Here is a 24,572-nt window from a genome sequence, read left to right on the forward strand (position 1 = left end):
ATCAGCCGAAATGGCAGACGTAGTGCAGGGTCTCGACGACCTCGATGTCGAAGGCGCTGTTGCCGGGAACCGAGAACGACTCGCCGCCACGGAAGACCTTCGGCTCGGTCTCGCCGGGCAGGGTCACCTTCGCCTCACCCTCGATGAGCTCCATGATCTCCGGGGCGCCGGTGGTGAAGGTCAGGGTGGCGGGCAGGATCACGCCGACGGACTTCGAGGTGCCGTCGGGCAGCTCGATGTTGTGGCTGACGCACTTGCCGTCGAAATAGACATTGGCCTTCTTGACGACGGAGACGTTCTCGAACTTCGACATGGGTCCTTCCGGGGGTGAGGGGACCCTTAGTCTACTGGCGGGGCGGGGCTCACCGAGCCCTGCCCCGACGAGGTCAGCTGCCGTAGCGGGCCAGCACCGAGCTGGCTTCCTGGGAGGCGGTGCCTTCCTGGGCCAGATGGGCCATCGCCTCAGGGATCTCGCGGCCGTGATGGGCCATGGCCTGCGCGTAGAGGCGGCCCGCGCGGTAGGAGGACCGGACCAGCGGGCCCGCCATCACGCCGGCGAAACCGAGTTCCTCGGCGACCTGGGAGTGCTCGACGAACTCCTCCGGCTTCACCCAGCGGTCGACCGGGTGGTGCCGCGGCGAGGGACGCAGGTACTGGGTGATGGTCAGGATGTCGCAGCCCGCCTCGTGCAGGTCACGCATCGCGGCGGTGACCTCCTCCGGGGTCTCGCCCATGCCGAGGATGAGGTTGGACTTGGTGACCAGACCGGCCTCGCGGGCCGCGGTGATCACCGCCAGCGAGCGCTCGTAGCGGAAGGCGGGGCGAATGCGCTTGAAGATGCGCGGCACCGTCTCCAGGTTGTGCGCCAGCACCTCGGGGCGGGTCGAGAAGACCTCGGCCAGCTGATCGGGGTCGGCGTTGAAGTCGGGGATGAGCAGCTCGACGCCGGTGCCCGGGTTGAGCGCCTTGATGGCGCGCACGGTCTCGGCGTAGAGCCAGGCGCCACCGTCGTCGAGGTCGTCGCGGGCGACGCCGGTGATGGTGGAGTAGCGCAGGCCCATGGCCTGCACGCTCTCGGCGACGCGGCGGGGCTCGTCGCGGTCGAGGGCGGCGGGCTTGCCGGTGTCGATCTGGCAGAAGTCGCAGCGGCGGGTGCACTGCTCGCCGCCGATGAGGAAGGTGGCCTCGCGGTCCTCCCAGCATTCGAAGATGTTGGGGCAGCCGGCTTCCTCGCAGACCGTGTGCAGACCCTCGCGCTTCACCAGGCCCTTGAGCTCGGTGTACTCCGGGCCCATGGTGGCGCGGGTGCGAATCCACTTGGGTTTGCGCTCGATCGGGGTCTCCGCGTTGCGCGCTTCGATGCGCAGCAGTTTGCGTCCGGCGGGGGCAGAGGCGTCGACGGAGGTCACCGGACCGACTCTACGCTCGGGGCGACGACAGTCGCGGCGCCGGTGGTGCGATCAATGTCATGCTGCTGAACGGGAATTTCGCCGTCGAGGGCGGCAACGATCGCGGCCGCGACGAGCGGCTTGATCTCGGTGACGGTGACCTCGCGGCCCAGCTCGCGGGTCAGCGAGGTGACCCCGGCGTCCTTGATGCCGCACGGCACGATCGCCTGGAAGCCGTCGAGGGCGGAGTTGCAGTTCAGCGAGATGCCGTGCAGGGCGACGCCGCGCTGCACGCGCACGCCGATCGCGGCGATCTTGCGCTCGGCCAGCCACTCGGTGGCGGGCAGCCACACGCCTGAGCGGCCCTCGACCCGGCCGCACTCGATCCCGAGGCCGGAGACCACCTGGATCAGAGCCTCCTCCAGTCGGCGCACGTACTGCACGACGTCGACCGGCTCGGCCAGGCGGACGATCGGGTAGCCGACCAGCTGGCCGGGGCCGTGCCAGGTGATCTTGCCGCCGCGGTCGACCTGCACCACCGGGCTGCCGTCGATCGGCAGGTCCTCGGTCTCGGTGCGGCGGCCCGCGGTGTAGACCGACGGATGCTCGAGCAGCAGCAGCCGATCGGCGCCTTCGCCTTCGGCGCGCTCGTCGGCGATCTGCCGTTGCAGCTCCCAGGCGGCGGTGTATTCGATGAGTCCGAGATCCTCGACCACGATCGGGGTCGAATCGAATCGAGCGGACGCGGTGGGGCGCGTGTCGTTCACGGCCCTGACGTTACGCCCACGGGCCACCGGGGGTGAAGACCGGTCGGGACGTCGTGATCCGGTTCGCTCGCCGATGGTTCCGGGTGCGCCGGAGCCGGACGGTCGGCTGGTCAGACGTCCAGCGGGAAGGTGCGCTGCATCAGCGTCAGGTCCATCCAGCGGCCGAACTTGTGACCGACTTCCGGCAGCTCGCCGACGGTGCGGAAACCGAAGCGCTCGTGCAGGGCGATGGACCCGGTGTTGCTCGATTCGATGGCGGCGATCATGGCGTGCACGCGGCCGGAATCGGTGGCGCGGGCGACGAGTTCGGTGAGCAGCGCGCTGGCGACGCCGCGGCGCTGGAAGCGCTCGTCGACGTAGACGGAGTTCTCGACCGAGAAGCGGTAGCCGGTCTTGGGCCGCCACTGGCCGTAGGAGGCGTACCCGGCGACCTCGCCGTCGATCTCGGCGACCAGGATCGGCATGCCCGCGGCGGTGCGATCGGCGAACCAGGTGAGCCGGTCGTCGAGGTCGACCTCGTCGGTGTCCCAGATCGCGGTCGAGGACGCGATATTGGTGTTGTGGATCGTGAGGACGGCGGGGAGGTCGGCCTTGTCGGCGTCGCGGATGAACATCACTGACCTCCGGGGCGACCGACGGCGGCGGCGAGCGCGGCGCCGATCGTGGGGTGCTGGAAGGTGTAGCCCGCCTGCTCCAGCGCGGCGGGAATCGCGCGCGGGCCGCGCAGGATGGCCTCGTCGGCGAGTTCGCCGACCAGGGCGCGCAGGGCGACACCGGGAACGATGAGCGGGGTGGGCCGGTGCAGGGCCCGGCCGAGGGCGCGGCTGAACTCCGCGTTGGTGACCGGCGCCGGACCGGCGGAGTTGATCGGGCCGGACACCTCGGGGTGGGTGAGCGCGAAGACGATCGCGCCGACCTCGTCGTCGAGGGAGATCCACGGGGTGTACTGGCGGCCGCTGCCGAGGCGACCGCCGAGGCCGAGGCAGTACAGCGGTTGCAGCATGCTGAGCATGCCGCCGTTGCGGGCCAGGACCACGGCGCTGCGGACCAGGACGGTGCGCACGCCCGCCGAGCTGGCCGGCTCGGTCGCGGCTTCCCAGTCGCGGCACAGGGTCGCGAGGAAACCGGTTCCGGCGGGGGAGGTCTCGTCGACCACCGCGTCGCCGGTGTCGCCGCCGTAGTAGTGCGCGCCGCTGGCGTTGACCAGCGTCGGCACTCCGGCGGCGGCGACCGCCGTGGCCAGGACGTCGGTGGGGGTGATCCGGCTGTCGCGCAGCGATTGCTTGTAACCGCCGTTCCAGCGGCGCGCGCCGATGCTCGCGCCGCACAGGTTCACCACCGCGTCGGCCCCGCGCAACGCCCGCTCGTCGAGCTGGGCGCGCGCGGGTTCCCACGCGAATTCGTCCGGTGCCGCGGGAGCGCGGCGCACCAATCGCGACACCTCGTGCCCGTCGCGGCGCAGAGCCGCGACGAGCGCCGTCCCGATCAGCCCGGACGAACCGGCGATCACCACCTTCATCTTCGGCCGAATTCCTCGACTACAGACCCAGATCGGCCTCGAACGCCGCCTCTTCCAGCCGGTGCCGGATGGTGGTGAGGAAGCGGCCGGCGTCGGCGCCGTCGATGAGCCGGTGATCGTAGGTCAGCGGCAGGTACACCATCGAGCGCACGCCGATCGACTCGCTGCCGGTCTCGTCGGTCACCACCACCGGGCGCTTGACGATCGCGCCGGTGCCGAGCATGGCCGCCTGCGGCGGGACCAGGATCGGGGTGTCGAACAGCGCGCCCTCGGAGCCGATGTTGGTGATGGTGAAGGTGCCGCCGGACAGCTCGTCCGGCTTCAGGCCACCGGTGCGGGCGCGGTTGGCGATGTCGGCGATCGCGCGGGCCAGCCCGGCCAGCGACAGGTCGCTGGCGTTGTGGATGACCGGCGAGAGCAGACCCTGCTCGGTGTCGACCGCGATACCCAGGTGCACCGACGCGTGGTAGGTGATCTCCTTGGTGTCCTCGTTGTAGGAGGCGTTCACGTTCGGGTGCACACCGAGGGCCTCGACCACGGCCTTCGCGAAGAACGGCAGGTACGTCAGGTTGACGCCCTCGCGCGCCTTGAACGAGGCCTTGGCGAGCTGACGCAGATGCGCGATCTTGGTGACGTCGGCCTCGTGGACCTGGGTCAGCTGCGCGGTGGTCTGCAGCGATTCGCGCGTCTTGGTGGCGGTGATCTGCCGGATCCGGCTCGCCTTCTGCGTGGTGCCGACCAGACCGGCCAGCTTCGGCGCGGCGGCCTGCTTGGCCGGTGCGGCGGCGACGGCCGGAGCCGCGGCGGGCGCCGGCGCCTTCTTGGCCTCGGCCGCGGCGAGCACATCCTGCTTGCGGATGCGGCCGCCGACACCGGAACCGGTGAGCGACGCCAGGTCGACGTTGTTCTCCTCGGCCAGCTTGCGCACCAGCGGGGTCACGTACGGCGAGCTGCCGTTGGCGGCGACCGCCGGGGCAGGAGCCGACGCGGCCGGAGCCGGGGCGGGCGCGGGGGCCGGGGCAGGCGCCGGAGCGGGGGCAGGTGCCGGAGCCGGAGCCGGAGCGGGTGCCGCCGCGGCGGGCGCGGGGGCCGGAGCAGGCGCGGGAGCCGGTGCGGGCGCCGGAGCGGCCGCGGGCGCACCGCTGCCGATCACACCCAGCTGACCACCGACGGCGATGATGTCGTCTTCCTGCGCCGAGATCTCCAGCAGCGTGCCGGCGACCGGGGACGGGATCTCGGTGTCGACCTTGTCGGTGGACACCTCGAGCAGCGGCTCGTCGACGGCGACGGTGTCACCCACGGCCTTGAGCCAGCGGGTCACGGTGCCCTCGGTGACCGACTCGCCCAGCTCGGGCATCTTCACGGGCGTACCGGAAGCGGCGGCGGGGGCGGCGGCGGGCGCGGGAGCCGGGGCCGGGGCGGGAGCCGCGGCGGCGGGGGCAGGCGCGGGGGCCGGAGCCGGAGCGGGTTCGGCAGGCGCGGCAGCAGGCGCGGGCGCGGCGGCAGCGGCTTCGCCCGCCTCGCTGATCACACCGAGCTCACCGCCGACCTCGACGATGTCGTCTTCCTGGGCGACGATCTTCGACAGCACACCGGCGGTGGGCGACGGGATCTCGGTGTCGACTTTGTCGGTGGAGACTTCGAGCAGCGGTTCGTCGACCTCGACCGTGTCTCCTTCCTGCTTCAGCCACCTGGTCACCGTTCCCTCGGTGACGCTCTCACCAAGAGCCGGCATCTGGACGGAGAAGGCCATGTCCTCTGTCTCCTCTGACTGTTAGACGGGTAATACAACAGTGCTTCGACCCCGGCAGACACCCGTCGCGGGTCGCGGCGTACGTCCACCCCACCGCGAGAGCGAGGCGTCCGGGAATCGTCGGTTTCTTGTTCCGGCAACCATCCTTGCACTCGCCCGCCGACGACGTAGCGCAGGGCGGCATTCCGGGCAGAGCTGGCACCATGGAAAGTACGGCGGTGAGCAGATTTCCGTCGGAGCGCAGGAGGTTGTTACCGGTGGGTTTGCTGGATCGTTTCCGCGGTGCGCGCGGCCGGAGCAGGACAGTCGCTCGTGACAGCGCGTCGGAGATCGCCGCGCTCGCCGACTGGGCGCGGGCCCGCCGTGGCGTCGAGGCGTTCATCGAACCGAAAACCGCTGTGACCGATGTCACAGCGGTGCTGGTGGCCGCGGACGGCGAATGGACCCGCCGCATCGTCGGCGAACGCGGCGCGCGGCGACTGGCGGGCGCGCTGAAGATCCCGGTCTACGACGTCAACCGCACCGGCTATCCACAGCGCATGCGCGACTACGACGCCCGCCGCCGCATCGAGCAGCGGCGGGCCCGCGAGCAGGAGTAGTCGACTACTCCGCGCCGATCTCCTCGATCACCGTGATCAGGGTGCGCACCGGGACACCGGTGCCGCCCTTGCCGATGTAACCGAACGGCCCGCCGGTGTTGTACGCCGGACCCGCGACATCCAGGTGCGCCCACTGCACGCCCTCGGGCACGAACTCCTTGAGGAACAGTGCGGCCGAGAGCATTCCGCCCCACCGATGCGGGGCGACATTGGCCAGGTCGGCGACCTTGGAGTTGAGATCGGCGCGCAGCTCGGCGGGCAGCGGCATCGCCCATCCGTGCTCGCCGACCGACCGCGAGGCGGCGGCGACGCGGTCGCGGAACTCCTCGGTGCCCATCACGCCGGGCGTGCGGGTGCCGAGCGCGACCATCTGGGCGCCGGTCAGGGTGGCGACGTCGATCAGGTAGTCGGGCTCGTCCTCGGCGGCGCGCACGATCGCGTCGGCCAGGATGAGCCTGCCCTCGGCATCGGTGTTGAGCACCTCGACGGTGGTGCCGCCGTACTGGGTGAGCACATCGCCGGGGCGCTGCGCGGTAGCCGAGGGCATGTTCTCGGCCATCGGGACGGTCGCGGTGACGGTGACCGGCAGCCCGAGCCGGGCGGCCAGCAGGGTGGTCGCGATGACCGCCGCGGCGCCCGCCATGTCGGAGGTCATGTTCTCCATATTGGCGGCGGGCTTGATCGAGATGCCGCCGGTGTCGAAGGTGATGCCCTTGCCGACCAGCGCGATCTTCTTGGGGCCGCCCGCGTAGGTGATGCGCACCAGGCGCGGCGGCCGCGCGGAGCCCTGGCCGACGCCGACGATGCCGCCGTAGCCGCCCGCGGCGAGCGCGTCCTCGTCGAGCACCTCGACCTCGAGCCCGGCCGCCTCGGCGAGCACGCGGGCCCGCTCGGCGAACTCGGCCGGGTACAGCGCGCTCGGCGGGGTGTTGACGAAATCGCGCGCGGTCGCGACGGCCTCGGCGACGAGCTGGGCGCGCAGCAGTTCCAGGACGCCGAATTCGGGCTCGGGAACCAGCAGTTCGACGCGCAGCACCGGCTGCTCGTCCGGCTTCGGCGCGCTCTTGGCCGACTTGAAGGTGGTGAAGGTGTAGGCGCCGAGGTAGAAGCCCTCCGCCGCGGCGGCCAGGTCGACGCCCGAGAGGGTGGTCGCGACGAGTTCGGTGCCGCTGAGCGCGCGCCCGGCCACCCCGGCGCTGCGGCGCACCTGCTCGGCGTCGACCTTGTCGGCCGCGCCGAGGCCGACCGCGAGCACGCTGGTCACCTCGGCCAGCGCCGCGGGCGCGGGCACCCGGGTGAGTTCCTCGGGCTTGCCCTTCGCACCGACCGCGCCCAGGGCATCGAGCAGCTCCGCGCGAACCTCGGCGGTGAGCACGTCGCCGAACAGGTCGGCGGGGACGATGGCCGGTCCGTTCTCCGAGGAGGTCAGGCCGATCACCAGTACATCGGTGTCCGGGCTGATGGTTTCGGTGCGTGCCAATTCCGGTCCGAGTGAACGATCTGCAACAGCGGTCATCGCCCCAGATTATGCGGTCGGTGCCGAGTGCCGCATCGCGACGCCGTCGAGCAGCAGTCCGACACCGGCGGTGAGCAGTTCGTCGAAGGAGAGGTCGGGTCCGTGCGGCTCGGCGGCGAACATCCGGTGCAGCACCGGGCGGACACGCGGGTCGAGGAGTTCGGCGAGTTCGGCGCGCACCGGGTCGGCGATCGCGGTCGCCCCGGCGCCGATCCGGTCGCCGCGATCGGTGCTCCACATCAGGGCCAGACCCTGGACCAGGCCGGAGTAGGCGAGGTAGATCGTGAGCATCTCGGCGCTGGTCAGATCGAGGTCGTCGAGTGCGGTGAAGGCGCGTTCCAGGGAGTCGAGCAGCGCCGGGCCCAGCGGCGGCCGGGTGTGCGCGAGCACGGTGAGCACCCACGGATGCCGTCGGTAGAGCCGCCACTCGGCGTCGGCCTCGGTCGCCAGGGTCGCGCGCCAGTCCGGGGCGGGCGCGGGCTCGGGTGCCCGCGCGAGGGCCAGTTCCGTCATCGCCGCCAGCAGGGCCTCGCGGTCGGGGAAGTGCCGGTACAGCGCGGCGGTCGCGACGCCGAGCTCCCCGGCCAGGCGGCGCATGGTGAGGCCGTCGAGCCCGTCCCGGTCGGCGAGCGCGATCGCCGTGGTGGCGATGTGCACCGGGGACAGCCGGGGCGGCTGGGCGCGGCGCACCGGCGGGCGCCGGTCCCGGCGCGCCCGATAGGCCCGGCCCTGACACGACCGCGAGCAATAGCGGCGCACTCGGCCCCGGTCCGCCTGTTCCACCTCGCGTCCACAGTGCGCGCACGACGTCGATTTCCGCACACCAACCAGTGTGACGAAATCCTCGTAACTGTGCTGGCGCACTCCTAGATTGGCGGCTGCACACGCTGTTCACATCGAAGGAGAGACCGATGAACGCACACGTCAGACAGGCCACGCCCGACGAGCTCGCCGCGGTCGCCGACGCCTTCGTCGCGGCCAGTCTGGACGAGGTCGTCTCGGCGTGGATCCGGGCGGGAGACCCGGAGATCGAGCAGGCCTACCGAAGCACGTTCGGACCGCAGTTCGTCGCCAAGGCCATGGCCGAGGACGAGGTGTGGGTCGCGGGCGACGGCGAGGACATCTGGGCGGTGTCGCTGTGGCAGACGGTCACCTCCGCCGACCGGCTCGCCGCCGAAGCCGACGAAGCGCGTGCGCTGCTGAAGGCCGCGCCCGATGTCGTGTCGTTCCAGCGGATGGCGGCGGTGTCGAGCCTGGTCGGGGCCGCGCATCCCCGGGAATTCCCGCACCGCTATCTGCATGTCATCGTCACCGTGCCGGAGCACCGGGGCAAAGGCGCGGGCGGTGCGATCCTGGCCGACCGGCTCGCGGCCTTCGCCGACGCGGGCGAAACGGCGTTCCTGGAGGCCAGCACGGTCCGGTCGTCGCGCCTCTACGCCCGCCACGGCTTCGCACACGAGGGCGACCCGATCCACCTGCCCGACGGCGGACCGACCCTGCTGCCGATGTGGCACCGTGGCTGACTCGGGCGGCGGAGGGCAAACACCGGCTACCCCGGGTCACGGGGGCCGATTCGCGGTGTGACCCGCATGGCAATCCGTTGGTGAATACTGGCAAACACTGGACAACACTGGAACCACTGCCTACGCTCACGCTCGTGACGGACACGGCCGAGGAGCTGGAGGCGCGCATCGCCGACCTCCGCGGCGAGGTGCGCCGTGCCGCCGCGTCCGGTGATCGCGCCACCGCCCGTCAGCTGCGCGCGGAACTGCGCAAAGCCGAATCCGCCTGGGACGCGGTCGTCCTGGGCTCCATCCCGGAACCCGCCGCCGCGCCGGAGCGGGCCGACGCGCCCGCCGTGCCGGTGCGCGAGCACGTGCACCGCGCGCTGACGCTGCTCTCGGTGCCGTCCTCACCCAAACTCGTCCTCGCCGTGCACGAGGCGTTCTTCTCCGGCGAACTGCTGCCCGCCCGGCTGACCAGCCTGCGCCGCGACGAGGAACGCTCGTTCCGCTCGGCGCCCTACGCGCGTCCGTACTACGTCTGCGCGGCGCTCACCACGGATCTGCTGGCGCCGGCGCGCGGGCTGATGGCCGTCAGTTCGTGGCCGCTGGAGGGCCGGATGGTGGGGCCGTTGAGCCCGCGCGTCGACCTGTTGACCTCGGCGATCCGCCTGGCCGACCATCTGTCGGCGCAGCCTGCCACGACCCCGGCGGGTCAGCGCGTACTGTGGCGGCTCGCCGTGTCGATACCGGGAGTGTCGGGAGCTCCGGACACACTGGACCCGGCGGAGGTGATCGAGGCCGCGCGGCGCGAGCTGGCGGTGCACGCGGACGAGGACGCGCGGCAACGACTCTCGGCCGCGCGCCGGGCGGCCGAGCAGCTGGCCGATCCGGCCGCACAACTATTCGGTGTTCGGCTCGGGGTGGCCGACCGGCGACGAATCGAGGTGAAATGAGCACTCTCGCAGCACAGCTGGACCACTTGCGCGGCGCGGCGCCCGCGACCAGGCACAATGCCCGCACCATCGCCGCGCTCACGGCCAATCCCGGGTGTGCCCGGCGCGCCCTGCTCGACGCGGCCGCGGTGGACAAGACCGTGATCGCCCAATCGCTCGGTTTCCCACCACAGTTCGGTCAGTCGCAATTCGCCATCACGCGCGGCAACGCCTTCGAGTCGATGGTGAAGGCCAACGGGTGCGCCGAACTGCTGGCCCTGCTGCGCGACACGCTCGGCCTCACCATCCCCGAGGTCGCCTACCACGACCTGAACTCCGTCGGCGAGAACACCGGCAACGCCGTGCGGTACCAGCGCACCAGGCAGCTGCTGAAATCGACGATCGCCGCGGGCGACGGCACCCTGTTCGACCACCCGATGCTGCGCCTCGACATCGCGGGCGCCACCGCCTATCTGGAGCCCGACGTGGTCGCCGTGCAGCTCGACGGCAAGTTCCACGTCGTGGAGATCAAGGCGTTCCCCGTGATCGACGGGCAGGCCGACCCGGCCCAGGTCGCGGCGGCCGCGCGCCAGTCCGCGGTGTACGTGATCGCGTTGCGCGAGTTGATGACCGAGATCGGCGAGTCACCGGAGCTGGTCTCGCACAACACGATCCTGGTGTGCGCGAAGGACTTCACCAACCGGCCCACCGCCGCCCTGGTCGACCTGCGCAAGCAGCTCGCGGTCGTCTCCCGGCAGCTGACCCGGCTCACCGCCATCCCCGACCTGCTCGAGCTGCTGCCGCCCGAGGCCACCTTCGCGCCGGGGGAGGACCTGGAGAAGACGATCGCGGCCATCCCCGCCCGCTACGCGCCCGAGTGCATGTCGAGCTGCGAGCTCGCCTTCGCCTGCCGCGACGAGGCCAGGACCTGCGGTTCGGTCGACGCGCTCGGCCGCGGCGTGTGCGACGAGGTCGGCGGCATCGAGAACCTGCACACCGTCCTCGGCCTGGCCGACGGGACGCTGCAACCGGGGCCCGAGCACGCCGACATCACCGCCATGCTGCGCACCGCGCACCGGTTGCGCCTGGAGATCGCGGGATGAGTGTGCTGTCGGCCCTCGCCAAGGCCGAGGCGGTCCGCGCGGGCCGGGCGCAGCCCACCGCGGCGGTGCGGCACCTGCATCTGGCCGAGCGGCCGCTGGTGGCGGTGCCGCTGCGGCTGGCCGGTGAGGCGGCGGCGCCGCTGGCGATCATGATCGGCACCGCGCGCGGCGACCAGAACGTGCTGATCGTGCCGCAGCCGCGCGACCGGGTGCTGCGGCTGCGGTTCATCGAGCAGCTGGCCGATGTGGTGCTGCCCTATCTCTCGTCGTTCCTGGCCGAGAGCGAGGAACTCACCAGCAAGGCGGGCGAGACCTACACCCGCTGCCTCGACGCGCCCCAGATCTGGACGCCCAACGAGGGCGGGGTGAACTTCCTCAAGCTGCTCGGCCGTTCGGTCCGCTTCCACCGCACCGACGGCGACAACCCGGTGCCCGTCTCGATTCCGCTGCTGGGCCGCTGGCTGACCTGGTTCGGCGACCGCGCCGAACACCCCGGGTCGGCGGTGCTGCCCGCGCTGACCTCGGCGCTCTCGGCCCACTGGGCCACCGGCCAATCCGCGCTCGAGGACGGCAATCTCGCGGCCTTGCTCGGCTGGATCGATCCGCCGCCGGGCCGCACCGGCGCCGAGGCCGCGGCCATCGCCGAGGACCCGTTGCAGTCCCCGCCCGCGGGCCCGGCCACCGATCCCGGCTTCGACAACGAGGAACTCGCGCCGCTGATCGCCGCCTACAACGCCGCCACGGACGAGAACGCGCGCGCCGTCGCCGCCGAACGGCTCGAGCGCTCGCTGCGCGGCCAGCTCGAACCCACCTGGCAGTTGATGTGGCGGGCGCTCGACCTGCTGCGCGCGCTGCCGCCGGGCGCCAGCGTGGCGAACCGGTGGACCGACGACCGCGGCGCCTTCTCGTATTTCGCGGCCGAGGTGGCCGAGGGCACCCCGCAGGCCCGGCGTGATCCGGCCGTGCGCGCGGTGCGCAGGCTGCTCGAACGTGAGCGGGCGCTGGAAGCGTTGCAGGCCCAGTGCGCCTTCGACGATCCGCTGCGCATGCTCGAGCACCGGGTCACCGGGGCGGCGTTCCGCGGCACCGTCGTGCACAGCGAACCCGATCGCGTCGACCGCTCGGGCGCGCGCCCGAAACTGCGCCCGCACATCCACATCCGCACCACCGATCCGTTCCTCGCGGTCGTCGGCGAGGAGCTGACGTGTGTGGAGCGGCCGAAGCAGAGCGGGGTCGTCGTCGAGATCGACGGTGACGGCATGGTGCTCGAACTCTCGGGCGGGATGGGCCGCAAGCTCGTCGCCGAACCCGGCTCGGTGCCCGCCGACGGTGAGGCCCTCGGGTTCGCGCGGTTCTCGCCGACGCCGTTCAACGGTCAGCTGAATCTGCCCGCCCGCGAGGACACCCCCTGGACGCACGGTGGTCCGCCGCCGGAATGGGCGCCGCCCACCGACGACGAAGGGGAGGAGCTGCAATGACCACACCGGACGAGGCCGTCGCGAACATTCTCACCGACCTGCGCGACGCGAGCCATCGCGCCATCGTCGTCGACTCGCCGCCCGGCGCGGGCAAATCCACGCTGGTCGTGCGGGCCGCCCGCCAGCTCGCCGAGGACGACGACCAGCGGATGATCGTGGCCCAGACCAACGAGCAGGTCGACGACCTCATCGACCGCCTCGCCGGGGCCGATCCGGCGATGCGCATCGGCCGCCTCTCCAGCACCGCGTACGTGATCAGCGAGCGGGTCGACCAGCACGCGAACGTCCGCGTCGCGACCAAGCCCGCCGACCTGGCCGACCGCACGATCGTCATCGGGACCGCCGCCAAGTGGGCCACCATCACCGACGGCAGCTGGTCGCACGCGATCATCGACGAGGCGTACCAGATGCGCTCGGACATGTTGTTGCGCATCGCGAATCGGTTCGATCGGGGGCTGTTCGTCGGCGATCCCGGGCAGCTCGATCCGTTCGCCACCGTCGAGACCGCGCGCTGGGCGGGGCTCACCTGGGACCCCACGATGAGCGCGGTGAGCGTGATGCTGGCCAACAACGACAACATCCCGATCCACCGGCTGCCGGTGTCGTGGCGGCTGCCCGCCACCGCGGCGCCGGTCGTCTCGCGGGCCTTCTACCCGTTCACCGGCTTCGAGTCCGGCACCGGATTCGGCGACCGCAGCATGGATTTCACGACGCGCGGCCTCGGCGGACCGATCGACGCGGTACTCGAGGAAGCGGCCGCGACGGGCTGGGGCTGGTACGAACTGCCCGCCCGGCACACCCTGCGCACCGATCGCGAGGCGGTGCACGCCCTGGCCGCGATCGCCGCCCGGCTGATCGAGCGCGGCGCCACCGCGCATTCGGAATCCGGCAGCCACCCGGTCACCGTCGACCGCGTCGCCATCGGCACCGCCCACCGCGATCAGGCCGACGCCGTGCGCACCGCGCTGCGCGGCACCGCCGCCGAGCCGGTCACCGTCGACACCGCCAACCGGCTCCAGGGCCGCGAATACGACGTCACCCTGGTGCTGCACCCGCTCTCGGGCCGCCGCGACGCCAGCGCCTTCCACCTCGAGGCGGGCCGTCTGTGCGTGCTCGCTTCGCGGCACCGCCACGCCTGCATCCTGGTCGGCCGGGCGGGCATCCCCGAACTCCTCGACGCCCACCCCTCGGCCGAACCCGTCCACCTCGGCGTCCCGGTGAAGTTCCCCGACGGCTGGGAGGCGAATCAGTCCGTGCTGAGCCACCTGACCCGGCATCGGGTGCGGGCGGGAACACTGAACTGGCGCCGTCGCGCCAGCCACCGCGTGGTCTCCGCCGACCGGGCGCCGGAGATCACGATGAGCGGGAGGATCACGATGAATCCCGCGGCGGCCAGCCAATCCGTCTCCCCGGTCACCAGCGCGAACCCCGCGACACCCACCGCGGCCAGCAACAGCCACACCGAACCCGCGCAGACCAGGACCCGGCCCGCTCGCCTGCGCAGCAGCAGCGCGACGCCGCCGACGATCGACAGCGCGGCAGGGGGAACGGTTGCCACCACCGCCGCCAGCGACAGCCGGAAGTCCTCGTCATAGGTCATCGCCGACCCGACGTAGGAGGTGTCGGTCGGCTGCATCCGCATCAGGTGCCCGAACATCGACAGGCCGATGAATCCGAAGATCAGTCCCATCACGAGGCTGATCACGGCCACGGCTTTCGCGCTGCCCCCGGATACCTCGGCCGCGGGCGCCGAACGCGGTGTGTGCGCACCGCCTGCCGCCGCCGACTGGACCGACTGCGCGGGAAAGATATTGTACAGCAGCGCATCCCGTGCGGCGGCGGCGAACTCCCCACAACCGCCGAAGCGCTCCGCTCGCCGCTTGGCCATCGCGCGCGCGAGCACGGCGTCGAGCGCGGGCGCCAGCCCGGCCCGCGCGGTGCTCAACCGCGGCACCGGCGCGGACAGGTGACCGGCGATCACCTGGGCCGGATTGGTGGCCGGAAAGGGTGGCTGCCCCGCCAGCAGCGCGTACAGCGTGCAGGCGAGCGAGTACTGATCGGACCGGTGATCGACCACTTCGCCCGCCAGCTGTTCGGGGGAGGCGTAGGCCAGGGTCGCGGTGAATGTGCCCGTGACGGTCAGCTTGGTGCCGGAGTCGACGAGCCGGGCGATGCCGAAGTCGGTGAGCACGGCGCGGGAATCAGCGGTGCCGGGCGCCGCCACCAGGATGTTGGCCGGCTTCACGTCGCGATGCAGCACCCCCTGGCCGTGCGCGTAGTCCAGCGCCGCGGCCGTCTCGGCGATGTATCGCAGGACCAGGTCCGGCGGGGTGCTCGGGTCGAGCCGGGTGGCGTCGACGCCCTCGATCAACGGCATCGAGATCCACAGCCGCCCGTGGTCGGCTCCCCGGTCGAAGATGCCGACGATCCCGGGGTGTTCGAGCCCGGCGACGATGGCGGCTTCCTGCTCGAAGCGCCCGCGCACCTCGGGATCGGCCGATACCGCCGGATCGAGGACCTTCAACGCCACGCTGCGCGGCAGCCGGGGATGCCGGGCGCGATAGACCGTTCCCATGCCACCGCGCCCGAGCACGCTCTCGATGCGGTATCCGGCGAATGTCTCGTCGACGGCTGTCACCGATCCCCTTGTTTCCTCCATGTCGTGACCACGCAGCATAGGCGTCGTCGCGCCGCGCGCTGGGATCACGTGACGGTTCACGCTGGGTAAGCTGCGAGTTTGCTTGACGGGGTGGGGTTTTCGGGGTCCGCGCAAACCGCGCGCGGGTGGGGGCGGTCGGTTAGTCTCTGCGCGAAGACAAGCGTGCCGGGTCGTCTGTTTCGCGGGTGCGGGCACGCAGCGGAGCGCCGGGGGCGGCTCCGGGAGCGGAAAGTTTCGGTGTGAAGAACTGGCGTAGCTCGTTGCTCGGGAAGTCGTGGACGGGCGGGCGCGGCGTTCGCGGCCGGGTGAGCGTACGGATCCGGCTCCTGTCCATCGTGCTGATCTCCAGCGTGATCCTGCTGGTCACCGGTGGTGGCGCGGCGGTGTACCTGGTGGACTCGGCGCGCGAATCCACCGAATGGGCCGAGCTGGCCAGCAGCACCACCGGGCCCGCGATCCTGATGGTGTCGGCGTTCCAGGAGGAACGCAGGCTCTCGCTGCTGCGGCTGGCCGGCGACCCGCCGTCCACGCCCGCCCTGGTCACCGCCCGCCAGCGGTCCGACGAGGCGCTCGCCGCGGTGATGGCCAAGGGTGACGCCGCGCGCGAGCTCAATCCGGACGGTTCGGCCGAGGACATCGAGGGCTACAACAAGCTCTTCGCCATGGTGCCGACGGTGCGCGGTGGCGTCGACGCGCTCCAGATCCCGCCGGATCAGGTGTTCACCTTCTTCTCCCAGGTGATCGGCACCATCGTCGCCGCGTCCGTGCTGGCGGCCCGGGTGGCGCCGGACGCGAAGATCGGCATCGAACTGGGCTACGGCGTCGAGCAGTTGCGGGCCGCCGAGGCGCTCTCGCAAGCCGACACCCTCGGCTCGGTGGCGTTGACCAACGGCCGGATGTCGGCGGCCGAGCTGACCGACTTCGGTCGCCGGGTCGGCGAGTTCCGTGGCGAGGTGGCCTATTCGGCCACGGTGCTGAAGGGCACCCGGCTCGCGCAGCTCGGCGCGATCACCGCGAGCACGGACTGGCAGCAGGTCACCGCGATGCAGGACGCGCTGGTGACGCGCGGTCCCGTGAGCAACGATCGCGGCGACGCGGCACTGCCGCTGAGCCTGGCGGGCTGGCAGGACGCCACCCGGCACGTGAACCTCGCCCTGCAGCAGCTGTGGGAGGACCAGAGCGGCGACGCCCACGTCATCGCCCGTCAGCAGGGCGAGACCGACACCCGCAACGCGCTGCTCGGCGGGGCGCTGGTCGCGCTGCTCGCGGTGGGTGCCTTCCTGGTGGCACTCGTCCTGGCCAACCGATTCATCGGCCGCATGCGACGGCTGCGCCACGACACCCTCGAACTGGCCGACGAGCGGATGCCCGACCTCATGCGCAGGCTCGCGGCGGGCGAGCAGGTCGAGGCGCGCGCGGAGACCTCCCGGCTCGACTTCGGCTCCGACGAACTCGGCCAGGTCGCGGCCGCGTTCAACCGGGCACACCTGGCCGCGGTGTCGGCGGCGATCGCCGAAGCCCAGACCAGGGCGGGCATCAATACCGTGTTCCTCAATATCGCCCACCGCAGCCAGGTGGTCGTGCACCGCCAGCTCGCCCTGCTCGACCGCGCCGAACGCGACGAAAGCAACGCCGACCAGCTCGAATTGCTGTTCCAGCTCGACCATCTCGCCACCCGCACCCGCCGCAACGCCGAGAACCTCATCATCCTCGGCGGCGAGCAGCCGGGCCGACGGTGGCGCAATCCGGTCGCGCTGCTGGAGCTGGTCCGCGGCGCCATCGCGGAGAGCATGGACTACACCCGGATCCAGACCAAGCAGCTGCCCGAGGTGCGCATCGCCAGCCACGCGGTCGCCGACGTCATCCACCTGCTCGCCGAGCTGATGGACAACGCGACGGCGTTCTCGCCGCCGGAAGCGCACGTGACGGTGTCCGGGGTCGTGGTCGGGCGCGGCATCGCGGTGGAGATCATCGACCAGGGCCTCGGGATGCCGGAAGCCGATCTCGCCGAGCGCAACGCGATGCTGGCCGACCCACCCGAATTCAGCGTGACGACGCTGTCGGGCAGCTCCCGGCTCGGCCTGTTCGTCGTCGCGAAACTGGCGGGCAGGCACAACATCTCGGTGCGGTTGTCGGAATCGGTCTACGGCGGGGTGCGCGCGATCGTGCTGATCCCCTCGGCGCTGGCCGAGGCCACCGACCAGTCCGCGCCGATCTCCGGCCAGTTCCCCGTCGTCACCCCGCGCGCATGAGCGACGAGCGCGAGCACTGGTACGAGGAGGACGCCGGGCCGATCGTGCGCCTCTACGCCGTGACCCGCGGGCGCGGCCGGACCGAGCGCGACGAACTCGACCTCACGACCCTGCTGGTCGACGCGGGCGCGGGAACACGACTGCGGCGCACCGAACCCGAGTACGCCGCGATCGTCGAGCTGTGCCGGACCCCGATGGCGGTGGCCGAGGTGTCGGCGCACCTGGGACTGCCGCTGAACCTGGCGAAGGTGCTGATCACCGATCTGATCGACGAGGGCAGGCTGATCGCGCGCGCCCCGCAGCACCGCGCGGTCGGCAGTGCCGACCTCGGGGTGCTGCGGGCCGTTCTCGCGGGGATCCGCCGGGTCGACGGCTAGCCGAGCCTGGCCGCCAGTCGCTTGGCGTTCATGTAGCCGATCGCCTCGATGGTCACCATCGGGTTCACGCCCGGTGCGGTGGGGAAGCTGGACCCGTCGGCCACGACGATGTTGTCCACGTCCCAGGTGACGCCGTCCGGATTGGTCGCCGACAGCTCCGCGCTGCCGCCCATCCGGGCCGAGCCCATGATGTGCAGGGCGCCGAGCGAACACCGGCCCGGCCCGTAGCCCGCCTTCTTGCAGGCGGCGTCGAACTCGGTGAGCGAGCCGCGCACGCCGGGCTCGAACGAGATGCCTGCCTGATGACCGGAGTAGATGCGTTGCGCCCCTGCGGCTTCCAGCACCGAGGCGGCGCCGACGATGCCGGTGTGCAGGTGGTTCGCGTCGTAGTCGGAGAGCCGGTACTTCACCACGGCCTCGCCGCTGCCGTCGATCGAGACGGTGCCCGGATCGCGGTCGCGGGTGATCACGCCGATCGAGTTCGTACGCGCGAAGTCGAGCATGGTGGCGCGATGCGCGGCCGCCCCGCGCCAGCTCATGAACCCGGTCGCCAGGCCGGGATGGATCGGCCCGGTCTCGTAGATGACGCCGTAGCCGTTGCCGTCGAGATCGGCGTGGTGCCTGCTGATCCGGGCCTGGAGCGCGCCCTCCCAGGGCCGGATCTCCTCCTCGAACACCCCGAACACCGCGGCGGCCGGATGCAGGCGCAGGTGCTTGCCGATGTTCTTGTTGCGCAGGCCCGACCGCTGCAACAGCGCCGGGGTCTGGATGGCGCCCGCCGCGACGACCACCGCGCGGGCCCGCACGGTGATCTCGACGCCGTCGGAAGTGCGGGCCGAGACCGATTCCGCCCGACCGGCTTTCACCGTGATCGTGCGGACGTCGGCGTCGACCACCAGGCGCGCGCCGTGCCCGGCGGCGTCGGAGAGCCAGGTCTTGGTGACCGACTGCTTGGCGCCGAGCCTGCACCCGTAGCCGCACCGCCCGCATTCGACCGCGGCGTCGCAGGCGTCGCCGACATTGCGCGGCAGGGTGTCGACGTCCCAGCCGAGCGCCTTGGCGCCGCGTTCGAGGATGCCATCGCGGGCCGAGAGCGGCGACCGGCCGCTGGTCACCCCGATCCGGCGCTGCACCGTGTCGAGCGCGTCGCCGAACTCGTCGTCGGCGAACTGCGGGACACCCGATTCGGCCCATTCCTTGCGGACGTTGTCGGGGGTGGGCAGCGAGGTGCTCCAGTTGACGACGGTGCCGCCGCCCAGACAGGAGCCCGCCACCAGCGTGATCTGCCCCTCCGCCGAGGCCGGCGGGCCCGAGGCGTACAGGCTGGTCAGCGCGTCGAGCTCGCCGTTGCCGAAATCCTTGTCGTCGTAATAGTTCCCGCGTTCCAGGACCACCACGTCGAGGCCCGCCTCGGCCAGTACCGCGGCCGCCGCGCCGCCGCCCGCGCCGGAACCGACCACCACGACATCGCAGTCGAGGGTGGTCGCCGCGGTGAATCGCTGCGGCGTGAGCGCGGGGGCCGGGGCGTCCGCCAGCGGCCCGGTCGGCGCCGGATAGCCGATCCGCTCCCACAGCGGGTTGACCCCGGTCGGGCCGGGAGTCACGTTGTAGGCCAGCAGCGACGCCTGCTTGAGCGCCTGGAACACCGCGCGCGCCGGGGCCAGCCCGGAATCGGCCAGCCGCAGCAGGGCGGCCTCCCTGCGCTCCTGCGACAGCGACGAGAACCGCCGGAAACCGCTCCCGGTCAGCAGGCCGAAGGCGCGGGAATCCCACAGCCCCAACAACATTCCCAGCTGCTTCTGGTCCGCTTCCCGCGGGTTGCGGCCCAGGATCCCGAAGATGGTGTCGACCGTGCCGAGCGCGGTCGCCGGTGGTAATCCGAGCTCGTCGCCCGGGAGGAATGTGTCACAGATCAGGCCGAGCGCCGCGCGCTGTTCGGCTGTTGGTTCCATACGGAAACCACCCCTTCTCACTCTGGGGTGATTTGTATCACGGGTGCTGCGGGCGTGCTCGGTGTCAACGGGTTTCGGGCCGGGCGGCGCGCACCCGGCCCGATCGGCGGCTAACGGCGGCCGGTGGCGACCGTGAACTGCACCGTTTTCAGCGTCGGTGTCGACAGTTCGACATCGGCGGTGGCGACCGTCTTCGCCGCGCCGGGCGAGGCCGTCAGCTGGTAGCGGCCGGGCTGCAGGCCGCGGAAGCTGACCTGGCCGTCGGCGCCGGTGGACAGGTGCCGATGGATGGTGTCGCCGCAGGCGTCGAAGCCGGTCAGGACCACCTTGCCGCCGGCGATCGGGCCACGGGTGGTCTCGTCGAGCAGGACGGCGTCGATCTGGCCGGTGGCCGCCGGGTCGGGCGAGCGTAGCGCTAGGTCGTTTTGTCGCGATTGTCTGGCTTCGCAGGACGTGGCCTGCTCGACGGTGTCGGTGCTGCCGGGATGGGCTCCCGCGCTGGTCACCGCACCCGCGGTGAGAGCGGCTGCGGCCAATCCGATCATCGAATACCGGGCAACGACGCTACGTGGCATTTCGCCGACTTCCTCCTGTTTCCTCGGTGACGCTGGGGCACACACGGATGTTCCTGAGGTATCGCTCGCGCGGCGAGCTTACTGGCGGGAATTCCGGGCCCGTCGGGGGAGTTCCATAGAGGCGGTTGTGGCCGTTCTGTGCGACCGTGGAGCTCTACGAAGGAGGACGCGTGACCGAAACCCGCAAGGCGATTCTGGCCGGTGGATGCTTCTGGGGCATGCAGGACCTGATCCGCCGTCAACCGGGCGTGCTGTCGACCAGGGTCGGCTACACCGGTGGCAGCAACGATCACCCCACCTACCGCAACCACCCCGGCCATGCCGAGGCCGTCGAGATCGACTACGACCCGGCGCAGACCGACTACCGGGCCCTGCTCGAGTTCCTGTTCCAGATCCACGACCCCACCACCAGGGATCGGCAGGGCAACGACATCGGCTCGAGCTACCGCTCGGCGATCTTCTACCTCGACGAGGACCAGCGCCGCACGGCGATCGACACCATCGCCGACGTCGACGCCTCGGGCCTGTGGCCGGGCAAGGTCGTCACCGAGGTGACCCCAGCGAGCACCTTCTGGGACGCCGAGCCCGAACACCAGGACTACCTGATCCGCTACCCCGACGGCTACACCTGCCACTTCCCCCGCCCCGGCTGGAAGCTCCCCAAGCGGGCCACCGCCGAGCAGTAACCCGGTCACACTCCCGCCCGACATTGTTTTCCCGCCGACGCCCGCTCGGCGGCGCTGACGCGATTTCGCTCGAATGCCCGCGACGGCTCGAGCGAATTACTCGCTGTGCGGGGTCCGCGCAGGAAAACCGCATGTCGGGCGGGTCGTGTGAAATGATCACCTGTGTCGGCGTGACCGTGGCGCCGGATCGGAAGACTCATATCGGCGGTTTCGGCCGTCGCACAAGGTGAGGGGATGCGATTCGGATGACGTATGGACAGCAGCAACCCGGGTATCCACCGGCGGGGCCGAAACTCGGTGTCGGCGACGCCATCGGTTACGGGTGGGACAAATTCAAGAACAACGCGGTCGTGTGGATCGCGATCGTGCTGATCGCGTTCGTCATCCAGGTGGCGATCAACTTCCTGTTCGGCCTGGGGAACACGACCGATACCGATGCCGACGGTGGCATCAGCATCGGATTCGGAATCTGGCAGTTCATCGGGACCGTCGTCAGCGCCATCATCGGTTATTTGATCTCGGCCGCGTTCGTGCGCGGCGCGCTGCACGAAACCGACGGGCGGAAACCGGGATTCGGTGATTTCTTCCAGTTCACCAATGTCGGCGCGATCATCCTGGCCGGCATCCTGGTCGGTCTGGCGACCGGTATCGGTTTCGTGCTGTGCATCCTGCCAGGTCTGGTGATCGCGTTCTTCACCTGGTGGACGATGCAGTTCGTGATCGACCGGAACCAGGACGCGGTGACGGCGATCAAATCGAGTTTCTCGGCGATATCCAGTAATGCCGGACCGCTGCTGCTGCTGACGCTGGCGCTGTTCGGCATCAATATCGTCGGCGCGCTGCTGTGCGGCCTCGGCCTGCTGGTGACGATCCCGCTGACGATCATCGCCTCGACCTACGCCTACCGGGTGGTGACCGGCGGTCCGGTCGTCGGCGGGGCGACGGCCGTCGCCGATCCCGGCTACCCGCAGCAGTACGGCGGGCCCGCAGGGGGATTCGGCCAGCCGGGTCAGCCCGGTTACCCCGAACAGCCCGGCTACCCCGGTCAGCCCGGTTACCCGGGTCAGCCCGGTTACGGTGGCCCCGCGCAGGGTGGTCAGCCCGGTTACGGCGGCCCGGCGCAGGGTGGTCAGCCCGGCTATGGCGGACCGGCCCAGGGTGGTCAGCCCGGCTACGGTGGCCCGGCGCAGGGTGGTCAGCCCGGATACGGCGGTCCGGCCGAAGGTGGTCAGCCGGGCTACGGCACCGGCCCGGGCTACGGCACTCCGGGCGGCCCCGAAGGCGGCCCCGACCTGGGCAAGCCGGGCGAGGGCCCCAGCAGTCCCGATATCGACCGCTGACCCCGAACACGAAGGGGGCGTGCGATGCAACCGCATCGCACGCCCCCTTTTTTCGTACCTACTCGCAGCCGATGCCGTCGCCGTCACGGTCGAGGCCGTACTCGTCGGGCCCGATCACCTGCACGCGCCCGGTGTAGACCGGCCCGTTCCCGCTGCCGCCCTCGCAGTCGACATCGCTGACGATCGGTAGGCAGGGAGAGTAGGACTTGTGGCAGTTACCCGACGGCTGGGCGGTGGCCACGGCGGGCGTGACGATCGCGAAGGCGAAGGCCGCGACGGCGGCCGATCCCAGGGTGACGGCGAATTTCATGGTGCTCCGTTCAGTTGTCCAGCGGCGCACAGTTTTCCACGGTCGGGCGATTTGCCGGAAATCTGCGGATCGGTACCTACGGGTAATCTCGGGGTCTCAGGGCAAGGGAGGCTGGAATGCGGGGGAAGTGGCGGGCGTGGTCGTGGCGGCGGCGCGGCGCGGTGCTCGCGCTGGTGGTGCTGCTCGTGGTGTCGTTGCCGGTCGCGGGCGTGGTGACGGCGTTGCTGGCGCACAACATCGGCGAGCAGTCCGAGCAGGCGCGGACCAGGGGTAAGGACGCGTTCTGGCTCGGTCACGCGTGGGTGGACGGGCGCAGGACCGACGCCGACGTCGATCAGCTGGTGCGGTTGCTGGCGGGTACCGGGATCCGGGATCTGTACGTGCACACCGGCCCGCTCGAGCACGACGGGAGCCTGCGCGACGAGCTGGCGCCCAGGGCGCGCTGGTTCGTCGACGCGGTACACGCGAAGCTACCGGGGATCCGGGTGCAGTCCTGGCTCGGTGACATCGTGCGGCCCGAATTCGACGGGCTGGACGTGGAATCGGCGCCGTCGCGCGAGCGCGTGGTCGCCTCGGCGCGACGGGTGCTGGACTACGGCTTCGACGGCATCCACTACGACCTGGAGCCGATCCGGTCCGGCTCACCGGGTTTCCTCGCGCTGCTCGACGCGACCAGGGCGGTGACCGCCACCGCGCGGGTGCCGCTGTCGGTGTCGGCCCCCGTCATCGATCCGCTGCCGGGCCTGCACGCGGTGGGTATCGCGCTCGTCGACCACGGGAAGTGGTGGAGCCAAGCCTATTTCGCCGAGGTCGCGCGCCGCGTCGATCAGGTGGCGGTGATGTCGTACGACACCGCGATGCCCACGCAGGCGCTCTACAGCGGATACCTCGCCCAGCAGACCGAGCTGGCCGCGGAGGTCACTCCGTCCGAGGTCGACCTGCTCATGGGCGCGCCCGCGTTCTGGGCCGACGATCCCGGCCACGACGGATCCTCGGAGACGGTCGCCGCCGCGATCCGCGGCATCCGCCTGGGCCTCACCCGAACCGCCGTGGCCCGCCCCAACTTCGGCGTGGCCCTGTACGTGGATTTCGCCGCCAGACCCCAGGATTGGATCGACTACCGCCAGGGCTGGTGCCGCCTACCCGGGTGACGCGGTTGTCCCGATCGGTCAGGCCGCGGTCCGGCTCAGCCACGGATGGTCGGGATGGACCAGTTCCAGCCACGCGGACAGGCGGGCGCGGCGTTCGTCGGAGAGCAGGGGGAGGGTGCGGTGGAAGTCGGCGTCGTCCTTGGGGCGGTTGGCTTTTGCCTTGAACAGCAGGACTACTTCGGGGATGAGGTAGGGGATGCCGGTGGGGGTGGTGTGGATCAGGTCGGGGTAGGGGAGGGTGATCGTCGGGTCGCGGCGGCAGATCCAGGTGTCGCCGTCGTGGGGTTCGCGGAAGACGTCGAGGTGGAACGCGCCGGTGTAGGGGTCGCGGAGCCAGGTCTGGTGCAGGTCCTCGCGGTGGGCGGCGCGGGCGTAGGGCCAGAGGTGGCCGTCGCCGACGATGTCCCACTCGTATTCGGGGAAGGCGGCGGCGATCTCGGGGAAATCCGCTCGGGGGACGGTGATCTCGATGTCCTCGTGGGCGCGGGAGATCCCGCCCGCGAACAGGTCGACGGCCCAGCCGCCGGCGACGGCCCAGGGCACGGGGCAGGACGCGAGACGGGCGGCGACGACGCTCGGGGTCCACGGGTCCCAGCGGCGGGTGGCTTCGGTGTCGGTGATCGGACGGGCGCCGTCCGGTGAGCTCATCGACCCATCATGTCCACAGGTGCGGGTACCCGCGCAAGGCTGTTGTGGCCGATGGTGATCGA

General features: G+C 71.2%; 23 protein-coding genes and 1 pseudogene. 11 read left to right on the forward strand and 13 right to left on the reverse strand.

Annotation, left to right across the window (positions count from 1 at the left end; all coding sequences use genetic code 11):
* Position 1: 1 nt before the first annotated feature.
* The 6 genes from ACFVW6_RS31085 to sucB all read right to left on the reverse strand — a co-directional run bounded on the left by ACFVW6_RS31085 (position 2) and on the right by sucB (position 5,427).
* Positions 2-313 (reverse strand): pyrimidine/purine nucleoside phosphorylase, encoded by a 312-nt coding sequence (locus tag ACFVW6_RS31085; protein ID WP_218715933.1) that lies wholly within the window; start codon positions 311-313, stop codon positions 2-4.
* 73 nt (positions 314-386) lie between these two features.
* A complete protein-coding gene (gene lipA, locus ACFVW6_RS31090) occupies positions 387-1,409 on the reverse strand; it encodes a lipoyl synthase (RefSeq protein WP_378833416.1) in 1,023 nt (340 codons plus the stop codon).
* Positions 1,406-2,155 carry a lipoyl(octanoyl) transferase LipB gene (gene lipB / locus ACFVW6_RS31095; protein WP_378833413.1) on the reverse strand — a complete coding sequence of 250 codons (750 nt, stop codon included), beginning with the start codon at positions 2,153-2,155 and terminating at the stop codon, positions 1,406-1,408. Before lipB ends, lipA begins: the two co-directional genes overlap by 4 nt.
* 110 nt (positions 2,156-2,265) lie before the next feature.
* Complete coding sequence (locus ACFVW6_RS31100) at positions 2,266-2,769, reverse strand: N-acetyltransferase family protein (protein WP_357349367.1); 504 nt, start codon at positions 2,767-2,769, stop codon at positions 2,266-2,268.
* The gene (locus tag ACFVW6_RS31105) at positions 2,769-3,674 is read right to left on the reverse strand and encodes a TIGR01777 family oxidoreductase (RefSeq protein WP_378833409.1); all 906 of its coding nucleotides are present in this window, start codon (positions 3,672-3,674) and stop codon (positions 2,769-2,771) included. The genes ACFVW6_RS31100 and ACFVW6_RS31105 overlap by 1 nt, the downstream gene beginning before the upstream one ends.
* 19 nt (positions 3,675-3,693) lie before the next feature.
* Positions 3,694-5,427: a 2-oxoglutarate dehydrogenase, E2 component, dihydrolipoamide succinyltransferase gene (gene sucB / locus ACFVW6_RS31110; protein ID WP_378833407.1), complete on the reverse strand. Its 1,734-nt coding sequence runs from the start codon at positions 5,425-5,427 to the stop codon at positions 3,694-3,696.
* A 257-nt stretch (positions 5,428-5,684) separates the two neighbouring features.
* Here sucB and ACFVW6_RS31115 point away from each other — a divergent pair, with 257 nt between their 5' ends.
* Positions 5,685-6,026: an oxidoreductase gene (locus ACFVW6_RS31115; RefSeq protein ID WP_357349362.1), complete on the forward strand. Its 342-nt coding sequence runs from the start codon at positions 5,685-5,687 to the stop codon at positions 6,024-6,026.
* Positions 6,027-6,030: 4 nt separating this feature from the next.
* Here the strand turns inward: ACFVW6_RS31115 and ACFVW6_RS31120 are convergent, their stop codons facing one another.
* On the reverse strand, positions 6,031-7,542 hold the full coding sequence (locus ACFVW6_RS31120; protein ID WP_357349360.1) for a leucyl aminopeptidase: 1,512 nt from the start codon (positions 7,540-7,542) through the stop codon (positions 6,031-6,033).
* Positions 7,543-7,551: 9 nt separating this feature from the next.
* Positions 7,552-8,364: a TetR family transcriptional regulator gene (locus tag ACFVW6_RS31125; protein ID WP_378833403.1), complete on the reverse strand. Its 813-nt coding sequence runs from the start codon at positions 8,362-8,364 to the stop codon at positions 7,552-7,554.
* Positions 8,365-8,453: 89 nt separating this feature from the next.
* On the opposite strand from ACFVW6_RS31125, the gene ACFVW6_RS31130 reads away from it, so the two are divergent.
* The 5 genes and pseudogenes from ACFVW6_RS31130 to ACFVW6_RS31150 all read left to right on the forward strand — a co-directional run.
* Positions 8,454-9,065, forward strand: coding sequence for a GNAT family N-acetyltransferase (locus tag ACFVW6_RS31130; RefSeq protein WP_378833401.1), 612 nt, complete (start codon positions 8,454-8,456; stop codon positions 9,063-9,065).
* 134 nt (positions 9,066-9,199) lie between these two features.
* A complete protein-coding gene (locus ACFVW6_RS31135) occupies positions 9,200-10,000 on the forward strand; it encodes a hypothetical protein (protein WP_378833398.1) in 801 nt (266 codons plus the stop codon).
* On the forward strand, positions 9,997-11,082 hold the full coding sequence (locus ACFVW6_RS31140) for a hypothetical protein (RefSeq protein ID WP_355279947.1): 1,086 nt from the start codon (positions 9,997-9,999) through the stop codon (positions 11,080-11,082). Before ACFVW6_RS31135 ends, ACFVW6_RS31140 begins: the two co-directional genes overlap by 4 nt.
* The gene (locus ACFVW6_RS31145) at positions 11,079-12,560 is read left to right on the forward strand and encodes a hypothetical protein (RefSeq protein WP_378833395.1); all 1,482 of its coding nucleotides are present in this window, start codon (positions 11,079-11,081) and stop codon (positions 12,558-12,560) included. The genes ACFVW6_RS31140 and ACFVW6_RS31145 overlap by 4 nt, the downstream gene beginning before the upstream one ends.
* A pseudogene (locus tag ACFVW6_RS31150) lies at positions 12,557-13,702 on the forward strand (AAA family ATPase); the annotation flags it as partial. The gene ACFVW6_RS31145 and the pseudogene ACFVW6_RS31150, both read left to right, overlap by 4 nt.
* A 104-nt stretch (positions 13,703-13,806) precedes the next feature.
* On the opposite strand, the gene ACFVW6_RS31155 reads toward ACFVW6_RS31150, so the two are convergent.
* The gene (locus ACFVW6_RS31155) at positions 13,807-15,219 is read right to left on the reverse strand and encodes a serine/threonine-protein kinase (RefSeq protein WP_387793475.1); all 1,413 of its coding nucleotides are present in this window, start codon (positions 15,217-15,219) and stop codon (positions 13,807-13,809) included.
* A gap of 239 nt (positions 15,220-15,458) precedes the next feature.
* On the opposite strand from ACFVW6_RS31155, the gene ACFVW6_RS31160 reads away from it, so the two are divergent.
* Together ACFVW6_RS31160 and ACFVW6_RS31165 are read left to right on the forward strand one after the other, a co-directional pair.
* A complete protein-coding gene (locus ACFVW6_RS31160; protein ID WP_378833390.1) occupies positions 15,459-17,471 on the forward strand; it encodes a nitrate- and nitrite sensing domain-containing protein in 2,013 nt (670 codons plus the stop codon).
* The gene (locus ACFVW6_RS31165; protein WP_378833388.1) at positions 17,468-17,848 is read left to right on the forward strand and encodes a DUF742 domain-containing protein; all 381 of its coding nucleotides are present in this window, start codon (positions 17,468-17,470) and stop codon (positions 17,846-17,848) included. The genes ACFVW6_RS31160 and ACFVW6_RS31165 overlap by 4 nt, the downstream gene beginning before the upstream one ends.
* Here ACFVW6_RS31165 and ACFVW6_RS31170 read toward each other — a convergent pair.
* Complete coding sequence (locus tag ACFVW6_RS31170) at positions 17,845-19,800, reverse strand: GMC family oxidoreductase N-terminal domain-containing protein (protein WP_378833386.1); 1,956 nt, start codon at positions 19,798-19,800, stop codon at positions 17,845-17,847. The genes ACFVW6_RS31165 and ACFVW6_RS31170 overlap by 4 nt on opposite strands.
* Positions 19,801-19,910: 110 nt before the next feature.
* Positions 19,911-20,336: a carboxypeptidase-like regulatory domain-containing protein gene (locus ACFVW6_RS31175; RefSeq protein WP_378833383.1), complete on the reverse strand. Its 426-nt coding sequence runs from the start codon at positions 20,334-20,336 to the stop codon at positions 19,911-19,913.
* A 209-nt stretch (positions 20,337-20,545) separates the two neighbouring features.
* Between ACFVW6_RS31175 and msrA the strand changes: the two genes are divergently transcribed.
* Both msrA and ACFVW6_RS31185 read left to right on the forward strand, forming a co-directional pair.
* Positions 20,546-21,061 (forward strand): peptide-methionine (S)-S-oxide reductase MsrA, encoded by a 516-nt coding sequence (gene msrA / locus ACFVW6_RS31180; RefSeq protein ID WP_378833381.1) that lies wholly within the window; start codon positions 20,546-20,548, stop codon positions 21,059-21,061.
* Positions 21,062-21,306: 245 nt separating this feature from the next.
* Positions 21,307-22,401 (forward strand): hypothetical protein, encoded by a 1,095-nt coding sequence (locus tag ACFVW6_RS31185; RefSeq protein ID WP_378833377.1) that lies wholly within the window; start codon positions 21,307-21,309, stop codon positions 22,399-22,401.
* 58 nt (positions 22,402-22,459) lie between these two features.
* Here ACFVW6_RS31185 and ACFVW6_RS31190 read toward each other — a convergent pair whose 3' ends face one another.
* Positions 22,460-22,711, reverse strand: coding sequence for a hypothetical protein (locus ACFVW6_RS31190; protein WP_355279975.1), 252 nt, complete (start codon positions 22,709-22,711; stop codon positions 22,460-22,462).
* Between the two features lie 116 nt (positions 22,712-22,827).
* On the opposite strand from ACFVW6_RS31190, the gene ACFVW6_RS31195 reads away from it, so the two are divergent.
* Positions 22,828-23,862 (forward strand): hypothetical protein, encoded by a 1,035-nt coding sequence (locus tag ACFVW6_RS31195; RefSeq protein WP_378833374.1) that lies wholly within the window; start codon positions 22,828-22,830, stop codon positions 23,860-23,862.
* Between the two features lie 18 nt (positions 23,863-23,880).
* Here ACFVW6_RS31195 and ACFVW6_RS31200 read toward each other — a convergent pair whose 3' ends face one another.
* Positions 23,881-24,510, reverse strand: a complete 630-nt coding sequence (locus ACFVW6_RS31200) for a nucleotidyltransferase domain-containing protein (protein ID WP_378833372.1) — start codon at positions 24,508-24,510, stop codon at positions 23,881-23,883.
* Positions 24,511-24,572: the final 62 nt, after the last annotated feature.

The sequence above is a fragment of the Nocardia sp. NPDC058244 genome (assembly GCF_042882065.1).
Classification (GTDB): Bacteria; Actinomycetota; Actinomycetes; order Mycobacteriales; family Mycobacteriaceae; genus Nocardia.